The organism is Bradyrhizobium sp. ORS 111, assembly GCF_045571485.1.
Taxonomy (GTDB): domain Bacteria; phylum Pseudomonadota; class Alphaproteobacteria; order Rhizobiales; family Xanthobacteraceae; genus Bradyrhizobium.
Genome location: NZ_CP120701.1, coordinates 6,679,588 through 6,705,835 on the forward strand (window position 1 = coordinate 6,679,588; position 26,248 = coordinate 6,705,835).

Below are 26,248 nucleotides of genomic sequence, written 5' to 3' on the forward strand. Positions count from 1 at the left end.
TTGACGGAACGTAACGAACTGGAATTGGGAGCCGCCCGATGTCATCCCGCAAGCCCGCCGCCGCGAAAGGCAAGGCCGTCACCGTCAAGGACGCCACCTTTGGTCTCCTGCGCGCATGGGGTATCAAAAAGGTATTCGGCAATCCCGGCTCGACCGAGCTGCCGTTCCTGAGCGATTGGCCCGACGACATCGACTACGTGCTCGGCCTTCAGGAGGCCTCCGTGGTCGGCATGGCCGACGGCTATGCGCTGGCAACGCGCAATGCCGGCTTCGTCAATCTGCATTCGGCGGCCGGCGTCGGCAATGCGCTCGGCAACATCTACAACGCCTACCGCAACCAGACGCCGCTCGTGATCACGGCGGGACAGCAGGCGCGCTCGATCATGCCGCTGCAGGCCTTCCTCTATGCCGAGCGGGCCAGCGAATTTCCACGACCTTACGTGAAGTTCGCGGTCGAGCCCGCGCGCGCCGAGGACGTGCCGGCCGCGATCGCGCGCGCCTACTACGTCGCGATGCAGCCGCCCTGCGGGCCGACCTTCGTCTCGGTGCCGATCGACGACTGGAGTCAAGCGACGCAGCCGCTCGAGGCGCGCGACGTCAGCCGCGACATCGGACCCGATCTCGCGGCGATGAAGGCCCTCGTGGCCGCGTTCGGCGACGCCAAGCGACCGGCCCTCGTCGTCGGCCCTGCCGTCGACCGCGCCGAGGCCGTCGGTCTGATGGTGAAGGTTGCGGAGAAGGCCAGGGCCGCGGTCTGGGTCAGCCCGTTCTCGGCGCGCTGCTCGTTCCCCGAGCATCATCCGCAATTCGCCGGTTTCCTGCATGCCTCACCCGGACAGCTCTCCGATGCACTGCGCGACCACGATCTCGTGGTGGTGATCGGCGCCCCGGTGTTCACCTTCCATGTCGAGGGCCATGCTGCGATCTTCGACGGATCGACCCCGATCTTCCAGATCACCGATGATCCCGACGCCGCCGCGATGACACCGGCGGGCCATAGCATCATCGCCACCATGAAGCCGGCGCTGTCGGTGCTGCTCGACATGCTGCCGGAGACCGGACGCGCCACACCCGCTGGCCGCATTCTGCCGCCGGCGCCCGCCGCGAGTGACCCAATCCCCGCCGAATATGCGCTGCATGCCCTCGCGGCCGCGATGGGCCCGCAGGATGCACTGGTCGAGGAGGTGCCGTCGCATCGTCCGCTGATGCAGAAAGTGATGCCGATGCGCGGCCAGGATTCGTTCTACACCATGGCGAGCGGCGGCCTCGGCTACAGCCTGCCCGCCGCGGTCGGCATGGCGCTCGGCCGCCGCGAGGGACGCACCGTCTGCCTGATCGGCGACGGCTCGGCGATGTATTCGATTCAGGCGCTGTGGACCGCGGCCCAGCGCAAGCTGCCGCTCACGGTCGTGGTCATGAACAATTCCGGCTACGGCGCGATGCGCTCGTTCAGCCAGGTGATGCAGGTGCGCAACGTGCCTGGCCTGGAATTGCCCGGCATCGATTTCGTCAAGCTCGCCGAGGGCATGGGCTGCGACGCGGTGCGGGTGACGAAATCAGCCGATCTCGCCAGCGCCTACAAGCGCGCGCTCTCGCATCAAGGCGTGAGCCTGATCGAGGTGATGGTGGATTCCGCGGTGCCGCTGCTCTACGCGAAGAGTTAATCCGCCGTCTCGGCAGGTCATTGCGAGCGAAGCGAAGCAATCCACTCTCTACCCACTCGTAAGGAAGACGTTGGCGGCTGGGTTTCCCTCCCCGCTTGCGGCAGGGCTATCGCATATGCCGCCTTGGATGGCTGCGCACGTACTCGGCCTCGTGGTTCGAGACGCGCCGCAAGCGGCGCTCCTCACCATGAGGGTCTACTATTGTGCCGCAAGACAAGACGTCATCCTGAGGAGCCCGCCAAAAGGCGGGCGTCTCGAAGGATGGGCCACAGGGCGTTTTTTTCCCAAATGCGATTGCCCTACCGCTTGCGGGGGAGCGTTAGGCAGAGGGGTACCACACGGCATGCTCCCTCGATATGCGTCTCAACGATTCGCGATCGAACTTGCGAGACCGAGGCTTGCGGCGATCATCTCGCTCGGGGCTTACCCCTCTCCCCAGCCCTCCCCCGCAAGGAGGGAGGGAGCCGACCTGTGTGCTCATCTTACATGAAGACCTAACGACAACGGAGGCGCAACGCACGTGCTCGCCACCCTCGCCTTCGATCACTTCCCGTGCGCCTCCCGCATCTTGGCCTGGATCTTGGCCATGCCGCCGATCCAGCGGTCGTAGTTCTCGGCCTTCTTGCGCATGTAGCCGAGCACCTGCGGGTGCGGCAGGATCAGGAACGTCTCCTGCTCGATGCCCCTCAGCGCATCCTGCGCGACCTGCTCCGGCGTCAAATCGCCGTCGCCGGATTGCGGGCCCTTCGGGATCGAGCGCAGCATGTTGGTGTCGACGCCCTGCGGGCAGAGGATCGAGACCTTGATGTTGTCGGCGCGGTGCGAGATCGCGAGGTTTTCGGCAAAGCCGACCGCCGCATGCTTGGTGGTCGAATAGGCCGGGCTGCCGACTTGCGACAAAAGGCCCGCGGCGGAGATCGTGTTGAGGAAATAGCCGCCGCCCCGCGCCTTCATGCGCGGCACCAGATGGCGCGCGGCATAGACATGCGCCATCACATGGATCGCCCAGCTCCGCGACCACGGCTCGTCCGAGGTGCCGCCGGCATTCACCGACAAGGGATCGAAGCCGCCGCCAATGCCGGCATTGGAGCAGAACAGCGCGATCGGGCCGAACATCCGCTCGGTCTCCTCGATCACATGCAGGACGTTCTTCTCCTGCCCGACATCGCATTTGAACGCCGCGCCGCCGACCGAGGCCGCGACCTTCTCGGCGGCGGCGTGATCGAGATCGACCACCACGACCTTGGACGCTCCGGCGCCATGGAACGCCTCGCACAGCGCCTTGCCGATGCCATTGCCACCGCCGGTGACCACCACGATTTTACCAGCCACCTGCATGGCCATCCTCCCGATATCTCGATCTCATAGCACGTTCCGGAAACCGGAAGCGGGCTCCGAAGAGATCATGCCCAAACTAAGAGGGATCATGATAACCCAACTTTCGCCGGCGCAGGTCGTTTTCGGAAGACGGCCGCCCACCATCATGCGGCGCCGCTTGTGGGGATTGGTGTCCGCTCAGCTCGCCAGCACGACGTCGAACACGGCCGTGTAGTGGCAGGCGGCGCCAAGCAGCACAAAGCAGTGCCAGATCGCGTTCTGGAAGCGCAGCCGCCGCCAGGTGTGGAAGATCACACCGAGGCTGTACAGAATGCCGCCGGCAAGCACGAAGCCGAGCGCCATCGACGGCAGCGCCTTCACCACGGCGTCACGGAGCATGATGCCGCTCCAGCCCATCGCGAGATAAAGCCCGACCGAAAGCCGATCGAAGCGGCCGGGATAAGCGAGCTTCAGCCAGATGCCGACGATCGCCACGCACCACACGCCGACGAGCAGCGCGATCGCGAAAGCACTGTCCTTCAGTTCCACGATGAACGGCGTGTAAGTAGCTGCGATCAGCAGATAGATCGCCGAGTGATCGAAGCGCCGCAACACCCATTTCGCGCGCGACACCGGCCAGAGATTATAGGTCGCCGACAGCACCAGCATCGCCAGCAGGCCGGCGACATAGACCGACACCACGGCAACGTCGAAGCCGCTGGCATAGACCGAGGTCAGCACAATCAGCGCGGTCGCGGCGACCAGCCCGAAGCAGACGCCGACAAGATGCACGACGCCATCGGCGATCAGCTCGGCGCGATCGTAGTTCCACAGCGCGGCGCCGGCCGCGTGGATCGAGGACGATGCGAGTTGCTTCAGGCGGAAGATCGTCATTTGCGGGACGCTTTCCTCAGTGCCATTAAACATGGGTGTCGCGGGGACGGCCGCTCGTTCAATCCCCTCGCCTGCAAAGGCGCCGGAAATGTGAAGCTTGATTTTGGCCCGATAATCGCCACCTTGCGGGTGACGACCCGCCTCATTTGGTCACTCTCGCCAGGTTTCTCCAGACCTCCATGGCCCCCAGTTTTTCTGACATCGTCGAGGAAGCGCGTCTCTCGGCGCGGGCGCTCCTCGACTATGGCGAGGGCTTTTTCAATCCGACGGTGCGGCTCGGCGTCACCGGCCTGTCGCGCGCCGGCAAGACGGTATTCATCACAGCCTTGGTGCACGGGCTGACCCGCGGCGGTCGATTTCCCGTCTTCGAAGCCTATGCCTCGGGGCGGATCGCCCGCGCACGCCTTGCGCCGCAGCCTGACGACGCGGTGCCGCGCTTCGCCTATGAGAACCATGTCCGCACTCTGATCGAAGAGCGGCGCTGGCCGAATTCGACCACCGACATCTCCGAGCTGCGGCTGGTGATCGACTATCAGCGGCAAAATGGCGCGGACCGCACGCTGACCCTCGACATCGTCGATTATCCCGGCGAGTGGCTGCTCGACCTGCCGCTGCTCAACAAGAGCTACGAGCAATGGTCGGCGGAGAGCCTGGCGCTGTCGCGCGCGCCGCTGCGCGCCGCCCTCGCCGCGCCGTGGCACGCGCATCTCGCGACGCTGAAGCCCGAGGGTAAGGAGGACGAGCAGGCCGCGCTTGCCGAAGCCAAGCTGTTCACCGACTATCTGCGTGCCTGCCGCGACGAGCGCTTTGCGATGAGCCTGCTGCCGCCCGGTCGCTTCCTGATGCCCGGCAATCTCGCCGACACCCCGGCGCTGACCTTCGCGCCGCTCGATGTGCCCGCCGACGGCAGCGCGCCCGATGGCTCGCTATGGGCGATGATGCGGCGGCGCTATGAGGCCTACAAGGACGTCGTGGTGCGCCCATTTTTCCGCGATCATTTCGCGCGGCTGGACCGCCAGATCGTGCTGGCCGACGCGCTCGCCGCATTCAATGCAGGGCCGGAGGCGCTGCACGACCTCGAAGCCGCGCTCGCCGGCATCCTCGACTGCTTCCGGATCGGCCGCAGCACGATCGTGAGCGCGCTGTTCCGGCCACGCATCGACCGCATCCTGTTCGCGGCGACCAAGGCCGATCATCTGCACCACCAGAGCCACGACCGGCTCGAGGCGGTGCTGCGGCGGATCGTAGCCAAGGCCGCCGAGCGCGCCGAATATGCCGGCGCCGCCATCGACGTGGTGGCGCTCGCCGCCGTGCGCGCCACCCGCGAGGCACAGGTGCAACGCGGCCGCGACACACTGCCCTCAATCCTCGGCACACCGGCGCCGGGCGAAGTCGCCAATGGCGAGACGCTCGACGGCGAGACCGAGGTCGCGACCTTTCCGGGCGATTTGCCCGACAATCCCGAGGCCCTGTTCCGGGGCGAATTTCGCGGCCTCTCCAGCGCGGGTGCCGAGGCGGCCGATTACCGCTTCCTGCGCTTTCGGCCACCGAAGCTGGAACGAAACGGCGACGGTGAGCCCACGCTGCCTCACATCCGCCTTGACCGCGCCCTCCAGTTCCTGATCGGAGACAAACTGCAATGAACGACAAGACGCCTAACCGGCGGCCGGCGACGTTCAAGCTCGACGATCCCGGCGTGGTCGTGATGGATCCTGAGGATGCCGGCCACTTCGCCCGCGGCACGATCCAGATCGTGCCCGAGGCCGAGGCACCGCAACTGCCTGTTGCGATCGATGCGCCGCTGCTGCCGGTGCGCCGCGGCTTCCGCTGGGGCGCGCTGTTCTGGGGCGCCGTTGCAGGCCTCGTGCTGCTTGGCAGCGGGCTCGGCGTCGTCAATTTGATCGAGGACCTGTTCGCACGCAATCAGGGTCTCGGCGTCCTCGGACTGGCCTTTGCGATCATTGCGTCCGTCGCACTGGTGGTCGTGATCGCGCGCGAAGCGATCGGGCTGGCGCGGCTTGCGACCATCGAGAAGCTGCATCTGCGCGCAGCCGATGTGCTCGCCAGCGACGATCGCGCGGCGAGCCGAACGATCGTTGCCGATCTGCTCAGGCTCGCGCACCAGACCCCGCAGCTCGCGCGCGCACGCAACACGCTGCGGAGCCACACCGATGATATCATTGACGGTACCGACATGATCCGCCTCGCCGAGCGCGAATTGATGGCGCCGCTCGACGAGGAAGCGCGGCGGCTAGTCTCGGCGGCGGCGCAGCGCGTGTCGGTCGTCACCGCCGTCAGCCCGCGCGCTGCGATCGACGTGCTGTTCGTGTTCGTGTCGGCGTTACGGATGATCCGGCAACTGGCGCGGCTCTATGGCGGGCGGCCCGGTACGCTCGGCATGATCAGCCTGATGCGGCGCGTGATCGCGCATCTGGCGATCACCGGCGGCATGGCCGCGAGCGACAGCCTAATCCAGCAGATGCTTGGTCACGGCATCGCCGCCAAACTCTCGCAGCGGCTCGGCGAAGGCGTGCTCAACGGCCTCCTGACCGCGCGGCTCGGGCTTGCGGCGATCGACGTCACCCGCCCGCTTCCGTTCAACGCACTGCCGCGCCCGGCGCTCGCCGACCTCGCCAAGGACCTCCTGCGCAAGCGCGAGGGAGTGGAATGAGACCTTGCCTCGCCCCGCTTGCGGGGAGAGGCCGGAATTTACGCGAAGCGCAAATTCCGGGTGAGGGGGAGCCTCCGCAGACCTGACTGTCACCGTCTTTGCGGAGACTCCCCCTCACCCCGCCCTCTCCCCGCAAGCGGGGCGAGGGAGACACGACGCTACGGCACCCGGCTCCATCAGCATCACCAGCACGCGCCAGCGGAAGAAGGTGGTGTCGGGGGGCGGTGACAGATCAGGGGTCCAGCCGCTGATCTTCTCCAGCGAATAGGTGTCCATCACTGTGCCGCGCCAGCTCCGCACCACGCGCTCGAGCGGCTGCCGCACGGCTGATGTCTCGTTCCACAGCGGCAGATTGTTCTCGGGCTCGCGTCCGACATAAAGGCCGACATGATCGCGGATCATGTTCATCCCGGGATCGGCAAAGCCCTGGTAGCGGCCGCGCTCGTTGATCTCGACCACCGGCGCCTGCCCGCGCAGAAACCAGCGCAGCATCGCATAGGTGCGATAATCCGTGGTCGCGACCCAGGTCGCACCGGTTGCCTGTAATTGCGCCTTGGTGCGCGCGGCGACGACGTCGTAGCCGGCCTCGGTGCCGATCGGATCGGTGTGGCCGGTCAGATTCCACGGCACCACCATGTAATATAGGAACACGCAGACCACGAAGGCGATGCCTGCCGTGACCGCGGTGCGCGCCCAGAACACGGTCGATTTGACCAAGCGGACCGACCAGCCCTCGAACGGCATCCGCGTGACGTTGATGGCAACGGCCGCAAAACCGGCGGGCCACAGGAACATCGGCCAGGTGTCACCGACCCGCAGGGTCAACGACTTCCAGAAGAAATACGCGAACGGCACCAGCACCGCCGTCGACAGCAGGATCGCGACCGGCTCGCGAGCACGATAGCCGCGCCATGCCGTCAACGCCGCGCCGAACAGCGTGACCGGCAACAACACGAAGCCGACCAGGCCGAACTGCATGCCAATAAATTCGCCGACGGTACGCAACAGGAAGGAGCCTTCCGTCGTGGCGCGCACCGCCTGGAAGCGGAACGAGGCCCAGTCGTGCCCGGCATTCCAGATCAGGACCGGCGAGAACACCGCGATCGAGATCACCGCGGCGAGGTAGGGATACGGGCTGCGCAACCAGCGCCAGCGCCAGTCCGGTACCAGCGCAAAGGCCAGCACCGCCGGCGCCAGCATGATGGCGGTGAATTTCGACAGCAGCGCCAACCCGGCGAACAGCCCGGTGGCGAGCCACCAGCGCCCGTCATTGCTCTGCGCAAGCCGCACCAGCGACCACAGCATCGCCACCGCGAACGGAATCATTGCGGTGTCGGGCGCGACCTTGGCCATCAACAGCCCGTAATAGAGCGCCGCCTCCGGCAGCAGCAGCGCCAGAATGACGGCCCGGATGTTGTTGCCGGTGACGCGGCGGACGATGTCGGCGAGCAAGAGCTGCATCACCAGCATCGCCACGATGCCGCTGAAGCGGACGCCGAGATTGGTGTCGCCGAAGATCGTGGTGCCGAAACGGATGAACCACGCGATCATCGGCGGATGATCGAGGAACGACAGCACGTGCTCCTTCGACCAGGTCCAGTAATAGGCCTCGTCGGTGCGCAGATCGAGCACGGAAGCATAGACCAGCCGCATCGCGGTCATGGCGACCATCACGGCGACGACGCCACGCCACCGCGGCGCGCGCGAACGGGCCGGCTTAACGCTGATGTTATCGGCAGGGGCTATCGTCACGGCGCGCTTTTTGTTCGACTCTTGCAGGGGTGTCAACGTATTGCAGCGGCGGATATCACCCCTCACGCCGGGCCGTAACGGTGTTCATCGCGGGAATTAAACACTAGACTTGCCAATCATGACTCACATGGCCTCCGCCTCGCGTGAACATTTGCAGGAGATGGTCCGCGGCGTCGGCCTGCGGCAGGTCCGCCTGGTCAGCGGCTCGATCATGTTCGCCTATCTGGTCAGCCATTTCCTCAACCACGCGCTCGGCAATATCTCGATGGAGGCGCTGGCGATCGGCGTCCATTACCACACCGAATTCTGGCAGTTCCTCCCGGTCGCGATCGTGTTCTACAGCGCCTGCCTGGTGCATACCGCGCTCGGCATCTGGGCGCTGTACCGGCGCCGCGAATTCCGCTGGAGAGCGATCGAACCGTTGCAGCTCGTGCTCGGCCTCAGCATCCCGATGCTGATTATCGTCCATATCGTCGGCGTGCGGCTCGGACAGACCCTGTTCAGGCAAGAGAAGCTCTATCCGCAGGAACTGTACACGTTCTTCGTCGCGTCACCGAACCGGCTATGGACCATGCTGGCAGTGCTGGTGATCGCCTGGGTGCATGGCTGCATCGGCCTGTATTTCTGGTTCCGCTTGCGCCCGTTCTTCAAGCGCGCCGCGCCATTCCTGCTCGCCGCCGCCGTGTTGATCCCGACGCTGGCAATGCTCGGCATCTACCAGGGCGGCCGCGCCACGATCGCCGACGCCAACGATCCGGCCTGGCGGCAACAGGAGCTATCGGCCCGGAATCTCGGAACGGCGGCCGAAAGCGAGCTGCTCGACACGATCGCGAACGGCTTGACGACCGGCTATCTCGGCCTGCTCGGCCTCGTCGTCCTTGCACGCGGCGCGCGCACTTTGCTGGAACGCCGCGGCGGCATGATTGCGCTGTCCTACGGCAACGGCCGCACCGTCCGGGTGCCGAAGGGCTGGAGCGTGCTGGAGGCGAGCCTGCGCAACAATGTGCCGCATGCCAGCGTCTGCGGCGGCCGCGCCCGCTGCTCGACCTGCCGCATCCGCATCGTCGGCGACTACGCAAAGCTCCCGGCGCCCTCGCCGCGTGAGGCCTTCGTGCTGCACCGGGTCGGCAGTGACGATCCGTCGATCCGGCTGGCCTGTCAGTTGCGGCCAACCGCCGACCTGACGTTCTTCCAGCTATTCCTGCCGCACACGATGTCGGCGAATGCGCACGTGACCAATCCGGCGCGGATCGGCCAGGAGCGCTATCTCGTCAGCATGTTCGTCGACATGCGCGGCTCGACGCAACTTGCCGAGAAGCGGCTGCCATTCGACACCGTGTTCATCGTCAACCGCTTCCTCGGCGCAGTGTCGCAGGCAGTGCTGAAGGCCGGCGGACGTCCGAACCAGTTCATCGGCGACGGCATGCTGGCGCTGTTCGGGCTCGCCACCGGCCGCCAGGAGGCCTGTCGCCAGGCGCTGCGTGCGGCAGCCCTAATCGCAACTCATGTCGACGACCTGAATCAGTTCCTCAGCCACGATCTGCGCGAGCCGATCCGGTTCGGCATCGGCATCCATGGCGGCGAGGTGATCGTCGGCGACATCGGCTATCGTGACCACATGGTGTTCACGGCGCTCGGCGACGCCGTCAACGTCGCGGCGAGGCTTCAGGACATGACCAAGGTCCTCGCCTGCGAGGCCGTCATCTCGGACGAGGTGCGCGCCACGGCGGGGCTTGCCGAGGATGCCCTGCCGGCGCAGGAAGTCGCGATCCGCGGCCGCAACCAGCCTATGGTCGTGCGCACGGTTGAATCGACGAGCACCTTGTCGGGGCTTGTCGCCGATCAGCGCGCGGTTGCAGCCTGAAAGGTTCATTGCCGGCACACGGAATGTGATCAGCAGCAGCGTCTGGCGCTGACGCCCTAGGCTATCGCTACCGCTCCGTGAATGTCTGCTGCTGATCGAGCCCTTGGGCCGGATCGAAATACCCCGATCGGCAGCGATCGGGCATTTCGTTGCAACGCAATGCAGATGGACGCTGCGAAAGCATCAATTGACTTGCAGTTCCCCGATGCGACATTTGTCACCTGCGCGTATTCCGCGAGGCGGATGCGCTCAGGCAATTGAGTCTGGTGATGACCGGCTCACGACAGATAAGGCTTCGGAGGAAGCGGAATGCTCGATCGACGAGACTTGATGAAGCGCGCCGGCATGGCCGCTTTGATAACGGGGCTGGGATCACGAGGTGCGCTCGCGCTCGACACCGCAACACTGCCCTTCAGCAACGGCGAACGGCCGCTGGTGCGCTACCCGCAAAAGCGCCCGATGATCGGCCAGACCAGCCGCCCGCCGCAACTGGAGACGCCGTTTGCGATCTTCAACGACGGACCGATCACGCCGAACAACGCATTCTTCGTCCGCTACCACCTCGCCGGCATCCCCTACAATCTTGATCCCGACACCTTCACGCTCGAGATCAAGGGCAAGGTCGACAAGCCGCTGAAATTGTCGCTGAAGGACATCAGGAAATTGAAGGCGACCGAGATCGTCGCCGTCAACCAGTGCTCCGGCAACAGCCGCGGGTTCTTCAACCCGCGGGTCGCCGGCGGCCAGCTTGGCAACGGCGCGATGGGCTGCGCGCGCTGGCGCGGCGTGCCGCTGAAGACCGTGCTCGACATGGCCGGCGTGCAGGCCGGCGCGAAGCAGGTCACCTTCAATGGGATGGATGCTCCGGTGATGGAGACAACGCCCGACTTCGTGAAGGCGCTCGACATCGAGCACGCGCGCGACGGCGAGGTGATGCTGGCCTACGGCATGAACGGCGAGGACCTGCCGTTCCTCAACGGCTTCCCGCTCCGTCTCGTGGTGCCTGGCTATTACGGCACCTATTGGGTCAAGCACCTCAACGAGATCACCGTCATCGACAGTGTGTTCGACGGCTTCTGGATGAAATCCGCCTACCGGATCCCCGATACGCCGAACAATGCGGTCGAGCCCGGCACCGCGCCGAAGGCCACGATCCCGATCAACCGCTTCACCTTGCGCTCGTTCATCACCAGCGTCGCCGACGGCACCAAGCTGAAGGCCGGCCGCACGCTGCTGCGGGGCATCGCCTTCGACGGCGGCAAGGGCATCAAGGACGTCGCGGTGTCGACCGACGGTGGCAAGACCTGGACGCCGGCCAAGCTCGGCAAGGACCTTGGCAAATATGCGTTCCGGGAGTGGAAGCTGCCGGTGCGGCTCGCGGCCGGATCCTATGATCTGAAGGTGCGCGCCACTAACAATGCCGGCGACACCCAGCCGATGGATCCGCTGTGGAATCCGGCGGGCTACCTGCGCAACGTCGTCGAAACCGTGCACGTCACCGCGGCGTGAGGAGAAGCATCATGAAGCGCAAGCTGCTCCCTGCCCTCGCCGCGATCGCGACGCTGTCGGTCGCCGCGGCCACCGCCGCACCGGTCAACTACAAGGTCCCCGAGGAGACCGCGGCCTTCAAGCCGGGCCCCAACCTCGATGTCGTGCAGAACAATTGCAGCGGCTGCCATTCGGCCGACTACGTCAAGACGCAGCCGCCGCAAGGCGAGAAGAAGAAGGACTTCTGGAAGGCCGAGGTCACCAAGATGATCAAGGTCTACGGTGCGCCGATCGACGACGCCGATGTCGGCAAGATCGTCGATTATCTCGCCGCGACCTATTGAGATGATCCGCATTTGCCGTCTGTCGTGCGGGCCAAGTCCGCGCGGCAGACGCGCGCCTTGCGGCTCGCCATGCCGGAACCGGGTGATTTTGCACTGCATCAATTGACCATGAAACAGGCAATTCGGCGCCAAAGCTCCCAAAATCGGGTTGTTTCCGGGCAAAAACACACCTTGGTTTGATCTATCCAGCTTTTCGCAAACTGCTATCCTGTATGGCACGGACGAGCCGGTTGTGCGGGGACCGGCGGTTCGTTTTCGATCGATTCCGCGGAGACGACTGGAAATGCCCAAAGGTACAGTGAAGTGGTTCAATCCGACCAAGGGTTATGGATTCATCCAGCCCGCAACGGGCGGCAAGGACATTTTCGTGCATATTTCTGCAGTTCAGAAGGCTGGTCTTCAGACGCTCAATGAAGGTCAGACGGTGGAGTACGAAGAGATCGCAAATCGCGGCAAGACTTCGGCTGAAAACCTGAAGGTCTAGCGCAACAGCGCCAGATGAACGGCGCACTCTCGGACCTCATCCGGGAGTGGGGGCCGACCCAACAAAGCCAGACAACGTGACGTTCGGCGGGGCGGGCACGATGCCCGCGCGCCATGGCGATCTAGTCGCGTCTCCAGCCGTTCAATCCTCCGTCACCCATTGGCTGACGGTCATGACATCGGGCGGCTGCAGATAGCCGCGCGGCCAGAGATCGACGGCCCATTCCACCTTGGTCGCGCGCTCGACCAGCACGGCGGTGTTGTGCGGCGTCTGCATCAACTGAAACCCGCGATAATGGGGATCACCGACGTCGTGAAACTTGAACAGATTCCACGCCTGTAGCACCAGCATCAGGCTTGTGGTGTTGCGGGTCGTGTCCCAGCAATCGTAATTGTGCTTGTCGTCGTTGGCGCGGAAATCAGCTTTGGCCACGCGCTTGTCGGTACCGAGGATCGGCCCCATGCGGCGGTCGAACCAGATCACCGCCTTCTGCACTGCCGCGCGCTCGGCGGCCGCATTGGCGTGACCGGCAGCCATGATCCTGGTCAGCGCGGCCCGGTCGGCCGCCGTGAAATCGAGCATCTCACGGCGCCGGCAGACGAAGCCGTAGCAGACCGTCATCGATGACGCCGACGGTGGATAGATCGAGACCGAGGTATAAAGTTGCGCGATGCCCGCGCTGAGCTCGGATGCTCGCGCCGGCGCCGCCGAGAGTAGCGACAGCATGATCCCCGTCAGCGCACCGGCAAACCCGGTGCGCCTCGCGGATATCGGCTGATCGACGTGTTTCATGATTGCTGCCCCAATTGGCGGCAAGATACCCGCGGGCGGGTCGCGATGCCAATACGCCGGGAGCATGGCTGTGGATCGCATGAAGTGGATATCAGCCGACCGGCAATGGCGCGTCGCGCTTGACTTCTTCCATCACGGCGTAGGTCCGGGTTTCGCGCACACCCGGCAACGCCAGCAGGCTTTCGCCGAGGAAGCGGCGATAGGCCGACATGTTGGCGACACGGGCCTTGACCAGATAATCGAAGCCACCGGCCACCATGTGACACTCCAGCACTTCCGGCGCGGTCTGCACCGCCCTGGCAAACCGCTCGAAGACATCAGGCGTGGTCTTGTCGAGCAGCACCTCGACAAACACCAGCAATCCAAGCCCGAGCCGATGCGGGTTGAGCCTTGCGCCATAACCCTCGACGAAGCCGTCGCGCTGCAGCCGCTTCAGCCGCTCGCCGACCGAGGTAGGCGACAGACCGATCCTCTCGGCCAGCTCCACATTGGCAATCCGCCCATCCCCTTGCAGGATCGAGAGGATTTTGCGGTCGATTTTATCTATTTCTGGCATATATCTGGTCAATCTAATAATCTTCCTTATTTTCTAAGGCAAATCCGGTAATTTGTCTATCGAACTACGGTCTGCGACCGCGTAGGTGTTCCCGTGAGATCCAAAGGAACCCGCCATGCCCGACTCCGACCCGCTTCCCCCGTTCAGCGCCCCTTATGCGCCTGACGACGCCACCATTGCCGCTCGCCTCTTGGGCGACAGCCGGCTTGGCGCAGACCGAGAGGCGCAGATCGATCGCACTGCGACCCGCCTGATCGAGGCCATCCGCGCCAATGACGATCCGCTCGGCGGGGTGGAAGACATGCTGCGCGAGTTCGCGCTCTCGACCAAGGAGGGGCTCGCGCTGATGGTGCTGGCGGAGGCGCTGCTGCGCGTGCCCGACGCGCGCACCGCCGACCAGTTCATCGAGGACAAACTCGGCCAGGGCGACTTCATCAACCACGAGACCAAATCCTCGGCGTTCCTGGTCAACGCCTCGGCCTGGGCGCTCGGCATGTCGGCGCGCGTGATCCAGCCCGGCGAGACGCCACAGGGGACGATCGGACGCTTGACGAAACGGCTCGGCGCGCCGGCGGTGCGCGCTGCCACCCGGCAGGCGATGCGGCTGATGGGCAGTCATTTCGTGCTCGGCGAGACCATCGAGGCGGCGCTGTCGCGCGCGCAATCGCATTCGGCGCGCGGCTCGCGCTATTCCTTCGACATGCTCGGCGAGGGCGCGCGCACCGCCGACGACGCGCATCGCTATTTCGAATCCTACGCCCGTGCGATCGAGGCGATCGGCAAGACCGCCGGCGCGCGTCCCCTGCCCGACCGGCCCGGCATCTCGGTCAAGCTCTCCGCGCTGCATCCACGCTTCGAGGCGGTGAGCCGCGCCCGCGTGATGACCGAATTGGTGCCGCGTCTGGTCGAACTGGCGCGCCGCGCCAAAGCTTTCGATCTGAACTTTACCGTCGATGCAGAGGAGGCCGACCGGCTGGAGCTGTCGCTGGACGTGATCGCCGCCGCCCTTGCGGATGCGTCGCTCGCGGGCTGGAGCGGCTTTGGGCTGGCCATCCAGGCCTATCAGAAGCGCGCCGCCGACGTGATCGATTACGTCGATGCGCTGGCACGCAGGCTCGACCGCAAGATGATGGTGCGTCTGGTCAAGGGTGCCTATTGGGACACCGAGATCAAGCGCGCGCAGGAGCGTGGGCTCGACGGCTATCCGGTCTTCACGCGCAAGGCGATGACCGACCTGAACTATGTCGCCTGCGCGCGCAAGCTGCTGGCGTTGCGGCCGCGGCTGTTTCCGCAGTTCGCCACCCACAATGCGCTCACCGTCGCGACCATCCTCGAGCTCGCCGACGATCCCGAGAGCTTCGAATTCCAGCGGCTGCACGGCATGGGCGAAGCGTTGTATGCGCAGCTCGGCGAGGACAGGCCGGAGATCGCTCATCGCACCTACGCGCCGGTCGGCAGCCACCGCGACCTGCTCGCCTATCTGGTGCGGCGGCTACTCGAGAACGGCGCCAACTCCTCCTTCGTCGCGCTGGCCGCCGACAATCGCGTGTCCATCGCAGACCTGTTGCGCCGTCCGGCCCAGATCGTCGGAGCCGACCACAAGGCTGCTCATCCGGACATTCGACTGCCGGCCGATCTCTACAGGCCGCAGCGCGAGAATTCGCGCGGCCTCGAATTCGGCGAACGGAAGGCGCTTGAAGCGCTGACATCGGCGATTGCCGCTGAGCGCAAGGCCTCGCCTGGCACCGTCAAAACATCGACTACCGAACAGGCAACCGCCGCCGTCTCCGCAGCACGCCGCGGCTTCATACGATGGAACGCCACGCCGGCGCAAAGGCGTGCCGAGATCCTGGACAAAGCCGCCAGCCTGTTGGAGCAGCGCCGCGCGCATTTCATCGCACTGTTACAGAGCGAGGGCGGCAAGACGCTGGACGACGCACTCTCCGAGGTGCGCGAGGCGACGGATTTCTGTCGCTACTACGCAGCGCTCGGGCGAAAGCTGTTCGGTGACGGCGAGGCGATGCCGGGGCCGACCGGCGAAAGCAACGTGCTGGCCTTGCGCGGCCGCGGCGCCTTCGTCGCGATCTCGCCGTGGAATTTTCCGCTGGCGATCTTTCTCGGCCAGGTGACGGCGGCGCTGATGGCGGGCAACGCGGTGATCGCAAAGCCCGCCGAGCAGACGCCGCTGATCGCAGCCGAGGCCGTCCGGCTGCTGCATGAGGCAGGCGTGCCGGCATTCGCTCTTCATCTGATCCAGGGCGATGGCGCTGTGGGCGCCGCGCTGGTTGCCGATCCGCAGATCGCGGGCGTCGTCTTCACCGGATCGACCGAAGTTGCGCGATCGATCAACCGGACATTGGCAGCCAAGGACGGCCCGATCGTGCCGCTGATCGCAGAGACCGGCGGCATCAATGCGATGATCGTCGACGCCACCGCGCTGCCCGAACAGGTCGCCGACGACGTCGTGACCTCGGCGTTCCGCTCCGCCGGCCAGCGCTGCTCGGCGCTGCGGCTGCTGTTCGTGCAGGACGACGTCGCCCACCGCACGATCGAGATGATCGCGGGCGCGGCGCGCGAGTTGAAGATCGGCGACCCGTCCGATCCGTCAACGCATGTCGGGCCGGTGATCGATGCGGAGGCCAAGCAGCGACTGGACGCACATATCGCGCGCATGAAACAGCAGGCGCGCACCCATCTGGCCGGCGAGGCGCCGGCCGGCAACTTCGTCGCGCCGCATATCTTTGAACTGTCCGATGCCGGCGAGCTCACCGAGGAAGTGTTCGGGCCGATCCTGCATGTCGTGCGCTACCGGGCCGAGCGGCTCGGCGCGGTGCTGGCCGCGATCGAGGCGACCGGCTTCGGGCTGACGCTCGGCATCCACTCCCGCATCGAGGATACCGTCGAGCACGTGATCGATCGCCTTCAGGTCGGTAACATCTATGTCAATCGCAACATGATCGGCGCCGTGGTCGGCGTACAGCCATTCGGCGGCAGCGGGCTCTCCGGCACCGGCCCGAAGGCCGGCGGACCACATTACCTCGCGCGCTTCGCCACTGAGCAGACCGTGACCATCAACACCGCTGCCGCGGGCGGCAATGCCGCGCTGATGGCGGGGATGGAGTAACGGCTCCCGTCATTGCGAGCCAACGGGTCGCGCGAACGCGCGCCCGATGACAGGCTCTTCGAAGCAATCCGGATTGCTTCGTCGCTTCAGCGCAAAATTGCTCTGCAATTTTGTCGCGAGCTCCTCGCAATGACGGCCCAACAATCCGTTGCATCAGCCCCCCGACATAGGTCAAATGGCGGCCCGATCGGGATCATCGCATTCGATATTCCAGCCACCGGAAAAACATCAACAAAGCGCCACGGGAGCGACGGCACGATGGAAAAAGGCATTTTTGACGGGCTCAAGGTTCTTGATTGCGCGAGCTTCATCGCTGCGCCCGCGGCCGCCACCGTGCTGTCCGACTTCGGCGCCGACGTCATCAAGATCGAGCCGCCCGGCGCTGGCGATCCCTACCGGAACCTGCCGAACCTGCCCGGCTATCCCGCGAGCGAACACAATTTCGCGTGGATGCTGGAGGCCCGCAACAAGAAGAGCCTGGCGCTCGACCTCACCAAGCCCGACGCGCAGCAGGTGCTCTACAAGCTCGTTGCGGAGGCCGACGTGTTCATCACCAACATGCCGCCGCAGGTGCGCCAGAAGCTCGGCATTACCTACGATCACCTCGCCCATCTCAACGACCGGCTGATCTATGCGTCCTTCACCGGCTATGGCGAAAAGGGCGAAGAAGCCAACAAGCCCGGCTTCGACTCCAACGCCTATTGGGCGCGATCCGGCCTGATGGATCTGGTGCGCGCCGACGAGGACACCACCCCGGCCCGCTCGGTCGCCGGCATGGGCGATCACCCTTGCGCGATGGCCTTCTATGGCGCGATCGTGACCGCGCTGTTCAAGCGCGAGAAGACCGGCAAGGGCTCGCACGTCTCGACCAATTTGATGGCTAATGGTGTCTGGGCCAATGGCGTGCTGGCGCAGGCCAAGCTTTCGGGCGCCAAGTTCAAGAAGCGCAAGCCGCGCGAGGAGGCGCTGAACGCCGTCACCAACCATTACAAGTGCAAGGACGGCCGCTGGGTCATCCTGTCGCTGCTCAACGAAGACCGGCAATGGCCGACGCTGGCGCGTTGCCTCGGCCGCGAGGATCTCGTCGCGGATCCGCGCTTCGCCACCAAGGCGGACCGCCACGCCCGCTCGGTCGAGCTGATCAAGGTCTTCGACGAGGTGTTTGCCACCAAGGACCTCGCCGAATGGCGCAAGATCCTCGACGGCAACGGCCTGGTGTTCGGCGTCGTCGGCATTCTCGACGACATTCCGAACGACAAGCAGATGATCGAGAACGAGGTGCTGGTGCGCTTCGAGAACGACACCATGCTGACCGTCAACAGCCCGATCTTCATCGACGGCTCAAAGAAAGTGCAGCCACGCAAGCCGCCCGAGGTCGGTGAGCATTCCGACGAGATCCTGCGGCAGGCTGGTTACGACGAAGCGACGATCAAAAGGCTGCGCGCCTCTGGCGCGGTGGCGTAGCCAGGTCGACTCGCAGCGTCATTGCGAGCGTCAGCGAAGCAATCCATCGCACTACGTCGACAGGCATGGATTACTTCGTCGCTTCAGCCCGAGTTCTTTTGCAATTCCGTCGCGAGCTCCTCGCAATGACGCATGTAGCCCGGATGGAGCGAAGCGAAATCCGGGACGAGTCTCGGTAACCGGATCACGCAATCCCGGATTGCGCTTCGCCCCATCCGGGCTACGTCGTCCGCGAGTTGTCCATCATCGGAAAGCCTCCAACATGCCCCGCTATCGCCTGCACTACTTCCCGGAATCCGGCAACAGCTACAAGCTCGCGCTGATGCTCACGTTGTGCGGGGAGAGCTTCGAGCCGGTATGGACCGATTTCAGCGGCGGCGTCACGCGAACGGCGGAGTGGCGCGCGACTGTCAACGAGATGGGCGAAATCCCGGTGCTGGAGGTTGACGGCGAACGTCGGACCCAGACCGCGCCGATCCTGCTGCAGCTTGCAGATCAGTACGGCAAGTTCGGCGGCGAAACGCCTGCGGAGCGATTCGAGCTGCTGCGCTGGTTGTTCTGGGACAATCAGAAGCTCTCGGGCTACATGGCGACCTACCGCTTCCTGCGCACCTTCACGCCGTCAGCCGATCCGGCTGTATTGAAGCATTTCCGCGCGCGGCTCAACGACTTCCTCGGCATTCTCGATCAACATGTCGGACGCAATGCCTTCATGATCGGTGCGCGACCGACGGTGTCGGATTTCTCGATGATGGCCTATCTCCACTATCCGAGCGACGAGACCGGCTATGACTTCGCGACGAGCCATCCGAATATCAGGGCCTGGCTCGACCGCATCGCAGCGCTGCCAGGCTGGAAGTCGGCCTATGATCTGCTGCCCGGCCCGCGCTTGCAGCACTATGCGTAGGATCCTCGTCTCCGCGTTTCAGCATCAAATGACGTCGTCCGGTTCGCACCGGAATCACCGCCGAGTTGGACGACCCGGCCGAGCAGCAGCGCCGCCAGCGCGGCGCAAAGTGCGGCCGAGGCGGCGATCGCAAACAACGCAGCCGTGCTCCATTTCGCGCTCATCAGCGCGCCGCCGATCAGGGGGCCGATGATCGAGCCGACGCGACCGATGCCGAGGGCCCAGCCCACGCCGGTGGCGCGCATGGATGTCGGATAGAAGTTGGCAGCCAGCGCATTGGCGGCGATCTGACCGCCGACGATGCAGAACCCGGCTGCGAAGATCACGATCGCCACCAGCACCGCCGAGTGACCAAGCTGGCCGATCGCGCCGACGGCAAACACGGCGACGAAATACACCAACGCGAGCGCGCGGAACGAGAAGCGGTCGACCACGCTGCCGAGCGCAACCGTGCCGACCACTCCGCCGACCTGCAGCGTCGAGCCGATCAGCACGGCCGACGACACCGATGCACCGAGATCGTTCAGCACCACCGGCAGCCAATTCGCCAGGAAATACAGGTCCAGCAGGCTCATGAAGAACACGACCCACAGCAGCAGCGTGGGCAACGTCCTTCCATCGCGGAAGAGATGCAGAACCGGCAGGCCCTCGAGCGGTGGTTCGTGAACGACGAAGCGGGTCCCTGTCGTCACCGCAGCGGCGTTCGGATTGATCCGTCCCAGCAGTTCGGCGACGCGCGCATCGGCTCGACCACTCAACGCGAGGAAGCGCACGGATTCGGGCAGCCGCCATGCGAGGACCGGCGCCAGCAGCAACGGCGCGGCGCCGCCGACGATGAACACCGAACGCCAGCCATACTGCGGAATCAGCGCCGCCGCGAGCAAGCCACCCAGCGCCGCACCGATCGAGAAGCCGCAGAACATGATCATCACCATGGTGGCGCGGCGGCGATGCGGGCTGAATTCGGAGGTCATCGCAACGGCGTTCGGCATCGCCCCGCCGAGCCCGAGACCGGTGAGCAGACGGATGATCAATAGCGTCGTAACGTCGTTGACGAAGGCAGTTGCGATGGTGCCGACGCCGAACGCCAACATCGACAAAATAATGATCCTCTTGCGGCCGACGCGATCGGCGAGCGGGCCGAACACCAGCGCGCCGATCATCAGGCCGAACAGGCCGGCGCTGAAGACGGGTCCGAGCGCAGCGCGCGACAGGCTCCATTCCCGGGCCAGCGCGGGTGCGACGTAGCCGATCGCCTGGGTGTCGAAGCCGTCCAGGACCAGCACCGCGGCGCAAGCCAACAGCAGCTTGATCTGGAAGCTGCCGACCGGTTGCCGGTCGATATGTTCAGCGACGTCGATTTCTTGCATCTCGGCCATGCCCCGCCTCTTCCTCGACGACACTGTGCTGGCGACTTGCTACCGGTTGCCGTCCTTGAAACCTGGCGCGCAGGACGCCCACGCGGCTCTTGCGACTAACTGCGCAGCGCAGCCTGCGAATACCCCGCAATCCGCTTGTAGCCGTCGGACAATTCGACCAGTTCTTCGCGGCTGATGACATCTTCGACGGCGCGGAACGGCTTGTCGTTGGTTCGCAGGAATACCTCGCGCAGGATCGCGTCCGGCGGATTGGTGCGGTTGGTCAGCACGATGCGCGCGGTCGTCTCCAGCCGCTGTTGCTCGTAGGCCGAAAGCGCCGCCACCGGATCGTCATGGGCAAGCAGCGCGGTCGTCAATGCACGGGCGTCGAGGATCGCCTGCCCCGCGCCATTCGAGCCGCGCGGCACCATCGGATGCGCCGCGTCGCCGAGCAGGGTGACGCGGCCAAAGCTCCAGCGCGGCAGCGGGTCCTGGTCGACCATCGGGAATTCAAGCACGCTGTCGGCGGCGCGGAGAAAGGCAGGCACGTCGAGCCAGTCGAAGTGCCAGTCGGCGAACGCCCAAATGAAGTCGTCGAGCGAGCCGGCCCGATTCCAGTCGCGCTTGCGATAGTTCGGGGTCTCGATCTCGGCAACCCAGTTGACGAGCTGCAGTCCACAGGTGTCGGAACGGCGGATCGGATAGATCACGACCTTGCCGTGTGAGAGCCAGCCGGCACGCACCATGCTGGCGCCCGACAATATCGGCTTCCAACGCGTCACGCCCCGCCACATGTTGACGCCGGAGTAGCGGGGCTCGCCCTCGCCGGGGAAGAATTGCTTGCGCACCACCGAATTGATGCCATCACAGGCGATCGCGACTCGCCCGCGTATGGTGACGCGGTCGGCGCTGCCGGAGCCTCCGGCAAATGTCACCGCCACGCCGCCATCGTCCTGCGCCACGGCAACACAATGCCGGTCGGTGACGACGCAGTCGGCCCCGGCGCGGGCGCGGAAGGCGTCCAGCAACACCCTCTGCAGGTCGCCGCGATGGATCGAGAATTGCGGATGCTCATAGCCGGCGGCACGGCCGAGCGGCTCCTGATAGATCAACTGACCGAAGCGGTTGAAGAAGGTCGCATCGGTCGTCGTGATCGCGACGCTCGCAAGCGCCTCCTCGAGTCCGAGAGCCGCGAGTTCCCTTGTCGCGTGCGGCAACAGGTTGATGCCGACGCCCACTTGCCTGATCTCAGCGGTGGATTCGAAGATGCGGCACGATATGCCGGCTTGATGCAACGCGAGGCCGAGCGTCAGTCCGCCGATGCCGGCGCCGACGATGATGACCTCGTTCCTGTTTCCATCCCCGGACATTGTTGATGCGATGAAACACGAATGATCAGTCCACTGTCAATCTCGCCTCAATGCTCCCGCAGGTGCGAAGCGCGGAATGAGAGGAAAAGACCGCGACGCGACAGCTACCGCGCCCTCACGAAGCACATGCCCATGCGCGAGGTTTGGCCAGCGGGCTGACAGGCGAGCCCCTCGGCGCAGGTCCAGCCGCGAAAACTGCGGTCAGCCTCGACGGGCTTCGCGGGCGGCAGGTAGCAATGCGCGCCCCAGCCGTCGCTATATTCGGTGCCGGCGAGCTCGGCGTTGCCGCGCAATTGCGGGCGATTGGCGAAGCCGCGCGAAAAGTCCGGCGCCCTGCCCTCGCGGAAGCTGGCAAGGATATCGCGGCGGCGGGCCTGATCGCCAAAGAAATGCGGCGAGGCCGGCACCACAGTGGAATTCGACGGCTTCGCCGCCATCCAGTCGACGCCGGGGAAGTGGAAGCCGCCGATGCCGCGGGTCTGGTGGCAGCCCGCGCAAGTGACGTCGTTGAGGCGCCGCTCGAAGCCGGCGAGCGACTGGATGTTCTGCAACCTGGTTCCGTCAGCCGCGGCCTGCTTCAAGGCGCCGACCACATCGCTATCAGAGAACACCGCCTTGCCGGCCGCGCCCTCGCCCACCGTCAGGCCGAATTCGGGCTGCAGATCGCTGACATCGAAACCGACCGGGGTTGGGGCAACGGCGCGCCTTGCGAGAAAGCGTTCGGGGATCACGAGTGTGCCGCGATCAAGCTCGGCGAAATGGCCGGGATCGAGCAGCCATGCCTTGAAGTCCCGCCTCAGCGTCTCGTCGGTCACGATGCGGTCGCGATCGATCTGGTTCTCCAGCGGCGCTTCCACGAAACGCCTTGCCTCCCCGTCATAGTCGAACACCTTCAACAGATAGTCGGTGCGGAAATCGCGCACCGCTGATTTCGGCGCGTGCGCGATCTGCAGGTTGGTCTCGATGCGCTCGATATTCCGGTCAGCGATCAGGTCGAGCGGGCCATCCTTGCCGAACGGGCCGTCCATCGTCGGCGGCGCGCTAGCCGTCGCAAGCCAACGCCGCGCGATGTCGCGACAGGTGAGCGACGCATCATTGCCGTCGCCCTTCGCCTTCAGCACCAGGTTCAGGGTCATCGGTAAGCGTTGCGAAACCGCGTTCTCGCCGATCAGCGGCACGTCAGTGCGGGTCAGGCGGTAGATCAGCCGGATCTCGCCGCAACTCGCCGGCACCACATAGGCACGGTCCATGCGGTTGACGATGCCCGACAGCACGAAGCGGACATTAGGGGAGTCAAACAGGTTGCGATCGAACAGTTGGAAGGCGAACCCTTGGCCGACGCCGATGCTCTCGTTCGGCAGGCTCGCTTCGTGGTCCGTCACGTAACGATCGAACTCACGCCCCAGCGCCTCGCGCACCGGAACCATCGCCGGCAGGCTGAACAGCTCATGGTTGGACAGCGGCGCGCCGGCCGATCGCTCCGGCGCCAGCATGCGGCCGAGACCGAAGCGGCCATGATCGAGCTCACGGAGGATGACGGGATCAATGGTCGCCAGACCGCGCTCGAGTGGACGATCCTCGCCCGCGCACGCCCTGCCGACGCCGCAGAGCAGAACGGACACGACCAGGAGACATCGCAGCACGCGGCTCATGTCTCCACTAACACCGCGCGGCGAAGCCTATTCAAGAAAAAAGGCGCTTCACATCGCGGTGAAGCGCCCCTGTTTTCCTCTGAGATCCGCAATCAGCGCGCGACGATCAGGCCCTTGCTGGTAACGACCACCCAGCGCCCATCCTGCCTTCGGATGGCATCAACGCGTCCGAGACCCGGAACGGGGTCGCCGGCATAGACCTCGTAGATACCGCCGCGGCCCTCGATCAGTGCGCCGCCATTGCCGACGTCGCGCAACGCCCAGCCTTCGACCACCGGCAGGCGGCCGACCTCGACCTTGGGCGCCGCGGCGGCGGTCGCCGGCGGGGTCACCGTGCCCGTGACTTCCCGGGCCGCCGCAGTCGTTGCCGCGGTGGTGACCGGCGGCGTGGTGCGGAGCTTCTCGACAGTCTCGCTGAGTTTGGCGAGCTTGGCCATCGGCTCGGCCTGCGCCTTCTCGACCTTGTCGAGACGGTCGTTGGTCTTGTTGAGCTGAGCCGAACCGTTCCTGGCGGTCTGGTCGATGCTGGACTTCAGGGCGGCGATTTCGCCATCGATCCGGGCGATCGACGTGTCGAGCGCTTCCTTCGTCGGTGTCTCCTTCGCGGCTGCGACCTCCTTGCGGGCGAAATGGCCGAGCGCCGTGGTTGCGAAGGCGCCACCGATAGCACCGGCCACGGCCGCAAGTGCGATCACCGCGGCCATCGCCGCCACCCGGCGCGTGCCGCCCGGCTTGGCGGCCTGCTCCGAGGCGGGCTTCGAGGCCGATGCCTGGTGATCCCAGGTCCGGTCTTCCCAGGTCCGGTCTTCCCAAGTGCGGTCCCCCGGCGCCATGATCATCAGCTTGCCCGGGAAATGCGGTCCTTCGCGCTTTCCAGCCTCGACCCCCGGCGGATCGATCTTCGGCGGCTCGATCCGGGCCGGCTCGATCTTCGGGTGTTCGCTCTTCGGCACCTCGATCTTGGGAGCGTCGGCCTTCGGCGACGTCTCCTCCTGCTCGGGCGAGAGCCGGACGGCCCCGGCATCGGTCGCGGCCAGCACCGGCTCGGTCTTGGCCGCCATCTCGGCGTCGGCTTCACCGCCGAGCGGCTCGCTCTGCTGCTCACTCACGTTCAAATCTCCAGGGTAGGTTGACAATTTGGTAACTTTTATTGCTTGCGAAATCGTTACCCGGCTCGCCATTACCTAAATTTTAGGAACTCTTCCGGGCCGGATTTGGGCGATGCTGCCCCGCGGCAATCTGCGCCAGCTCCGTTTGCGCGGGGCCTTTTCCCGATTAACATACCGCCATCTTCCAGCCAGAAGGCAGGGGAGCGCCATGACGATCGAGAAATGCATCAATGAATTTGATGTCGATGACGTCATTTTTGAGGAAGGCTCGACCGGCCGCGAGTTGTTCGTCGTGCTCGACGGCAAGGTCGACATCACCAAGAGCAACGGCGGACACAGGACAACCATCGTCAGCCTCGGCAAGGGTGAGTTCTTCGGCGAAATGGCCGTGATCGACGGCTCGTCCCGCTCGGCAACCGCAATCGCGGCCGCTGCCGGCACAAAGGTGATGCGGATCAACCACGCCCGCTTCGTCTATCTCGTCAGCCAGCAGCCGGCGTTTGCGCTCATGGTGATGGACGCACTCTCGAAGCGGCTGCGAGCGTCCAACGCCGTCACCTACCAAGCGGCAGCAAAGCCATGAGCGAGCGTCGGCCGAGCCCGTTCAAGATCCTGTTCGAGGCTGATGTGGCGACGCTGATTCAGGCCGCCGACGACGTCTACCAGATCCGCTTCAAGAACCGTGCGGCGAACGCCTATTTGGTGCGCGGCAGCAAGCGGACCATCCTGATCGACGTCGGGCTGTCGACCAACTACCCGTCCCTCGTCGCCTGCCTCGACCACCTCGGGGTGACGCCCGAGATGATCGACATGGTGGTGCTGAGCCACGAGCATCTCGACCACATCGGCGCGGCCTATCATTTCCACGGCCGCGCCTATATCGCCGCACACCGGCTCGCCGCCAACAAGATCATGCTGCGCGACGACTTCTCGATGCTGCGCAAGATGTTCAACGAGCCGAACGTGCCGATCGACATCGACCTCTGGCTCGAGGAAGGCAATCTCATCGACCTCGGCAATTTCCGCCTCAACGTGATGTACACGCCCGGCCACACGTCGGCCTGCATCACGCTGTTCGACCCGGACAAGGGCCTGCTGTTCGCAGCCGACACGCTGATGCCGGGCGGCGTGATGGGCGGTGTGTTCGGCTCCGGCTCGATCGCCGATTACATCCAGTCGCTGGAGCGCCTGAGGGGTCTCAACTCGAAGATCCTGCTATCCGGTCATGGCCGGCTGTCCGACACGCCGCAGGACGACGTGCGGATCGCGCTGCAGCGCTCGCACGGCCTGCTCGAGGACACCGCGCAACTGTTCGACGCCCTCGACGCGCGCGCCAATTTCGAGCCGATCATGCAGTCGGTGCGCGACCTCAACAAGCTGGATGATTGAGATTCGCTCTCTTCCCGTCATTGCGAGGAGCGACAGCGACGAAGCAATC

General features: G+C 65.1%; 21 protein-coding genes. 12 read left to right on the top strand and 9 right to left on the bottom strand.

Annotated features, from left to right (window positions below; translation table 11 throughout):
• The first annotated feature begins 38 nt into the window (after positions 1-38).
• Positions 39-1,664, top strand: coding sequence for a benzoylformate decarboxylase (gene mdlC, locus P6U30_RS30705; RefSeq protein WP_407166510.1), 1,626 nt, complete (start codon positions 39-41; stop codon positions 1,662-1,664).
• A gap of 543 nt (positions 1,665-2,207) precedes the next feature.
• On the opposite strand, the gene P6U30_RS30710 is transcribed toward mdlC, so the two are convergent.
• Positions 2,208-3,002: an SDR family oxidoreductase gene (locus P6U30_RS30710; RefSeq protein WP_407166511.1), complete on the bottom strand. Its 795-nt coding sequence runs from the start codon at positions 3,000-3,002 to the stop codon at positions 2,208-2,210.
• A gap of 177 nt (positions 3,003-3,179) precedes the next feature.
• On the bottom strand, positions 3,180-3,875 hold the full coding sequence (locus P6U30_RS30715) for a hemolysin III family protein (RefSeq protein ID WP_407166512.1): 696 nt from the start codon (positions 3,873-3,875) through the stop codon (positions 3,180-3,182).
• A 179-nt stretch (positions 3,876-4,054) separates the two neighbouring features.
• Between P6U30_RS30715 and P6U30_RS30720 the strand changes: the two genes are divergently transcribed.
• The gene (locus tag P6U30_RS30720; RefSeq protein WP_407166513.1) at positions 4,055-5,518 is read left to right on the top strand and encodes a YcjX family protein; all 1,464 of its coding nucleotides are present in this window, start codon (positions 4,055-4,057) and stop codon (positions 5,516-5,518) included.
• Positions 5,515-6,546, top strand: coding sequence for a YcjF family protein (locus P6U30_RS30725; RefSeq protein ID WP_407166514.1), 1,032 nt, complete (start codon positions 5,515-5,517; stop codon positions 6,544-6,546). The genes P6U30_RS30720 and P6U30_RS30725 overlap by 4 nt, the downstream gene beginning before the upstream one ends.
• Positions 6,547-6,660: 114 nt before the next feature.
• On the opposite strand, the gene P6U30_RS30730 is transcribed toward P6U30_RS30725, so the two are convergent.
• Positions 6,661-8,217, bottom strand: a complete 1,557-nt coding sequence (locus P6U30_RS30730) for a glycosyltransferase family 39 protein (RefSeq protein ID WP_407170579.1) — start codon at positions 8,215-8,217, stop codon at positions 6,661-6,663.
• A 208-nt stretch (positions 8,218-8,425) separates the two neighbouring features.
• Between P6U30_RS30730 and P6U30_RS30735 the strand changes: the two genes are divergently transcribed.
• The 4 genes from P6U30_RS30735 to P6U30_RS30750 all read left to right on the top strand — a co-directional run bounded on the left by P6U30_RS30735 (position 8,426) and on the right by P6U30_RS30750 (position 12,478).
• Positions 8,426-10,162 carry an adenylate/guanylate cyclase domain-containing protein gene (locus P6U30_RS30735; protein ID WP_407170580.1) on the top strand — a complete coding sequence of 579 codons (1,737 nt, stop codon included), beginning with the start codon at positions 8,426-8,428 and terminating at the stop codon, positions 10,160-10,162.
• Between the two features lie 309 nt (positions 10,163-10,471).
• On the top strand, positions 10,472-11,671 hold the full coding sequence (locus P6U30_RS30740; RefSeq protein ID WP_407166515.1) for a molybdopterin-dependent oxidoreductase: 1,200 nt from the start codon (positions 10,472-10,474) through the stop codon (positions 11,669-11,671).
• 11 nt (positions 11,672-11,682) lie between these two features.
• Positions 11,683-11,994, top strand: coding sequence for a cytochrome c (locus P6U30_RS30745; protein ID WP_407166516.1), 312 nt, complete (start codon positions 11,683-11,685; stop codon positions 11,992-11,994).
• 283 nt (positions 11,995-12,277) lie between these two features.
• Positions 12,278-12,478, top strand: coding sequence for a cold-shock protein (locus tag P6U30_RS30750; RefSeq protein ID WP_212499768.1), 201 nt, complete (start codon positions 12,278-12,280; stop codon positions 12,476-12,478).
• Between the two features lie 141 nt (positions 12,479-12,619).
• Here the strand turns inward: P6U30_RS30750 and P6U30_RS30755 are convergent, their stop codons facing one another.
• Both P6U30_RS30755 and P6U30_RS30760 read right to left on the bottom strand, forming a co-directional pair.
• Positions 12,620-13,270, bottom strand: a complete 651-nt coding sequence (locus P6U30_RS30755; protein ID WP_407166517.1) for a hypothetical protein — start codon at positions 13,268-13,270, stop codon at positions 12,620-12,622.
• A 91-nt stretch (positions 13,271-13,361) separates the two neighbouring features.
• Positions 13,362-13,826 carry an Lrp/AsnC ligand binding domain-containing protein gene (locus P6U30_RS30760; RefSeq protein ID WP_407166518.1) on the bottom strand — a complete coding sequence of 155 codons (465 nt, stop codon included), beginning with the start codon at positions 13,824-13,826 and terminating at the stop codon, positions 13,362-13,364.
• A gap of 115 nt (positions 13,827-13,941) precedes the next feature.
• Between P6U30_RS30760 and putA the strand changes: the two genes are divergently transcribed.
• The 3 genes from putA to P6U30_RS30775 all read left to right on the top strand — a co-directional run bounded on the left by putA (position 13,942) and on the right by P6U30_RS30775 (position 19,321).
• A complete protein-coding gene (putA, locus tag P6U30_RS30765; protein WP_407166519.1) occupies positions 13,942-16,950 on the top strand; it encodes a bifunctional proline dehydrogenase/L-glutamate gamma-semialdehyde dehydrogenase PutA in 3,009 nt (1,002 codons plus the stop codon).
• 258 nt (positions 16,951-17,208) lie between these two features.
• Positions 17,209-18,414, top strand: a complete 1,206-nt coding sequence (locus tag P6U30_RS30770) for a CaiB/BaiF CoA transferase family protein (RefSeq protein ID WP_407166520.1) — start codon at positions 17,209-17,211, stop codon at positions 18,412-18,414.
• 262 nt (positions 18,415-18,676) lie between these two features.
• On the top strand, positions 18,677-19,321 hold the full coding sequence (locus P6U30_RS30775) for a glutathione S-transferase family protein (RefSeq protein WP_407166521.1): 645 nt from the start codon (positions 18,677-18,679) through the stop codon (positions 19,319-19,321).
• Here P6U30_RS30775 and P6U30_RS30780 read toward each other — a convergent pair.
• The 4 genes from P6U30_RS30780 to P6U30_RS30795 all read right to left on the bottom strand — a co-directional run bounded on the left by P6U30_RS30780 (position 19,312) and on the right by P6U30_RS30795 (position 24,816).
• Positions 19,312-20,700, bottom strand: coding sequence for an MFS transporter (locus tag P6U30_RS30780; RefSeq protein WP_407166522.1), 1,389 nt, complete (start codon positions 20,698-20,700; stop codon positions 19,312-19,314). The two genes, P6U30_RS30775 and P6U30_RS30780, sit on opposite strands and share 10 nt — an antisense overlap.
• Positions 20,701-20,795: 95 nt before the next feature.
• Entirely contained in the window at positions 20,796-22,049 is a 1,254-nt protein-coding gene (locus tag P6U30_RS30785) for a flavin-dependent oxidoreductase (protein ID WP_407166523.1), read from the bottom strand.
• A 104-nt stretch (positions 22,050-22,153) separates the two neighbouring features.
• Positions 22,154-23,701 (bottom strand): hypothetical protein, encoded by a 1,548-nt coding sequence (locus tag P6U30_RS30790; protein WP_407166524.1) that lies wholly within the window; start codon positions 23,699-23,701, stop codon positions 22,154-22,156.
• Positions 23,702-23,793: 92 nt separating this feature from the next.
• On the bottom strand, positions 23,794-24,816 hold the full coding sequence (locus P6U30_RS30795; RefSeq protein WP_407170581.1) for a hypothetical protein: 1,023 nt from the start codon (positions 24,814-24,816) through the stop codon (positions 23,794-23,796).
• A gap of 202 nt (positions 24,817-25,018) precedes the next feature.
• Between P6U30_RS30795 and P6U30_RS30800 the strand changes: the two genes are divergently transcribed.
• On the top strand, positions 25,019-25,393 hold the full coding sequence (locus tag P6U30_RS30800) for a Crp/Fnr family transcriptional regulator (protein ID WP_407166525.1): 375 nt from the start codon (positions 25,019-25,021) through the stop codon (positions 25,391-25,393).
• Positions 25,390-26,199, top strand: a complete 810-nt coding sequence (locus tag P6U30_RS30805; protein ID WP_407166526.1) for an MBL fold metallo-hydrolase — start codon at positions 25,390-25,392, stop codon at positions 26,197-26,199. Before P6U30_RS30800 ends, P6U30_RS30805 begins: the two co-directional genes overlap by 4 nt.
• Positions 26,200-26,248: the final 49 nt, after the last annotated feature.

Excerpts from the sequence above, each read along its gene's own strand:
- mdlC (WP_407166510.1), top strand. The coding sequence starts at position 39 with ATGTCATCCCGCAAGCCCGCCGCCGCGAAAGGCAAGGCCGTCACCGTC.
- P6U30_RS30710 (WP_407166511.1), bottom strand. The coding sequence starts at position 3,002 with ATGCAGGTGGCTGGTAAAATCGTGGTGGTCACCGGCGGTGGCAATGGC.
- P6U30_RS30715 (WP_407166512.1), bottom strand. The coding sequence starts at position 3,875 with ATGACGATCTTCCGCCTGAAGCAACTCGCATCGTCCTCGATCCACGCG.
- P6U30_RS30720 (WP_407166513.1), top strand. The coding sequence starts at position 4,055 with ATGGCCCCCAGTTTTTCTGACATCGTCGAGGAAGCGCGTCTCTCGGCG.
- P6U30_RS30725 (WP_407166514.1), top strand. The coding sequence starts at position 5,515 with ATGAACGACAAGACGCCTAACCGGCGGCCGGCGACGTTCAAGCTCGAC.
- P6U30_RS30730 (WP_407170579.1), bottom strand. The coding sequence starts at position 8,217 with ATGGTCGCCATGACCGCGATGCGGCTGGTCTATGCTTCCGTGCTCGAT.
- P6U30_RS30735 (WP_407170580.1), top strand. The coding sequence starts at position 8,426 with ATGGCCTCCGCCTCGCGTGAACATTTGCAGGAGATGGTCCGCGGCGTC.
- P6U30_RS30740 (WP_407166515.1), top strand. The coding sequence starts at position 10,472 with ATGCTCGATCGACGAGACTTGATGAAGCGCGCCGGCATGGCCGCTTTG.
- P6U30_RS30745 (WP_407166516.1), top strand. The coding sequence starts at position 11,683 with ATGAAGCGCAAGCTGCTCCCTGCCCTCGCCGCGATCGCGACGCTGTCG.
- P6U30_RS30750 (WP_212499768.1), top strand. The coding sequence starts at position 12,278 with ATGCCCAAAGGTACAGTGAAGTGGTTCAATCCGACCAAGGGTTATGGA.
- P6U30_RS30755 (WP_407166517.1), bottom strand. The coding sequence starts at position 13,270 with ATGAAACACGTCGATCAGCCGATATCCGCGAGGCGCACCGGGTTTGCC.
- P6U30_RS30760 (WP_407166518.1), bottom strand. The coding sequence starts at position 13,826 with ATGCCAGAAATAGATAAAATCGACCGCAAAATCCTCTCGATCCTGCAA.
- putA (WP_407166519.1), top strand. The coding sequence starts at position 13,942 with ATGCCCGACTCCGACCCGCTTCCCCCGTTCAGCGCCCCTTATGCGCCT.
- P6U30_RS30770 (WP_407166520.1), top strand. The coding sequence starts at position 17,209 with ATGGAAAAAGGCATTTTTGACGGGCTCAAGGTTCTTGATTGCGCGAGC.
- P6U30_RS30775 (WP_407166521.1), top strand. The coding sequence starts at position 18,677 with ATGCCCCGCTATCGCCTGCACTACTTCCCGGAATCCGGCAACAGCTAC.
- P6U30_RS30780 (WP_407166522.1), bottom strand. The coding sequence starts at position 20,700 with ATGGCCGAGATGCAAGAAATCGACGTCGCTGAACATATCGACCGGCAA.
- P6U30_RS30785 (WP_407166523.1), bottom strand. The coding sequence starts at position 22,049 with ATGTCCGGGGATGGAAACAGGAACGAGGTCATCATCGTCGGCGCCGGC.
- P6U30_RS30790 (WP_407166524.1), bottom strand. The coding sequence starts at position 23,701 with ATGAGCCGCGTGCTGCGATGTCTCCTGGTCGTGTCCGTTCTGCTCTGC.
- P6U30_RS30800 (WP_407166525.1), top strand. The coding sequence starts at position 25,019 with ATGACGATCGAGAAATGCATCAATGAATTTGATGTCGATGACGTCATT.
- P6U30_RS30805 (WP_407166526.1), top strand. The coding sequence starts at position 25,390 with ATGAGCGAGCGTCGGCCGAGCCCGTTCAAGATCCTGTTCGAGGCTGAT.